Below are 686 nucleotides of genomic sequence, written 5' to 3' on the forward strand. Positions count from 1 at the left end.
GCGGATGCGGCGAGCATGGCGATCGATCCGTTCGGGACGTTGATGTCGTCGGCGGCGGCGTTCTTGATGGAGCACGTGCAGCCGCTCAAGGACGTGCTGGACTGGTTGGCGGGCAATCCGCCGGTGATCGAGTCGTACTCCACGACGTGGGGCAACGTGTCGGTGGAGTTGGGCAGGATCGCTGAGGACTACGTCGCGGCGGTGGGGTCGGGCACGGCTGGGTGGTCGGGTGCGGGGGCGGAGGCCTACGCGGCGCAGTCGCGGGCGGCGGCGGATGCGTTGTCGGGGGCGGCGTCGGCTGCGGGGTCGGTGGGCACGGTCGTCGGGATCATGGGGATGGTCGTGGCGTTCGTGCGGGAGATGGTGCGTGATCTGATCGCGGACCTGATCGGGAAGTTGATCGCGTGGGTGCTGGAGGCGGTGTTCACCCTCGGGTTCGGGACGCCGGTGATCGTGGCGCAGGCGGTGACGGCGATCTCGCGGTGGGCGGCGAAGATCGCGGAGTTGGTGCAGAAGCTGCTGGACACGATCAAGCGTGTGGCGCCGATGCTGACGAAGTTGATCGAGGTGTTCGAGAAGATCGCGAAGGTGGTCGGGAAGATCGCGGGCAAGGTGACCGGCCTTGATGTGATCTCGACCAGGAACGTCAGGCCGGGCGGGTTCGTGCAGCGCGGCGGCGGTGGCGG

The 686-nt window shown here is 68.2% G+C and carries 1 pseudogene; it reads left to right on the top strand.

What is annotated here, in order from left to right:
• Positions 1-15: 15 nt before the first annotated feature.
• Positions 16-686, top strand: a pseudogene (locus IMZ35_RS30255) (hypothetical protein); the annotation flags it as partial.

This window comes from Umezawaea beigongshangensis, from assembly GCF_016464305.1.
GTDB classification, from domain to species: Bacteria; Actinomycetota; Actinomycetes; order Mycobacteriales; family Pseudonocardiaceae; genus Umezawaea_A; species Umezawaea_A beigongshangensis.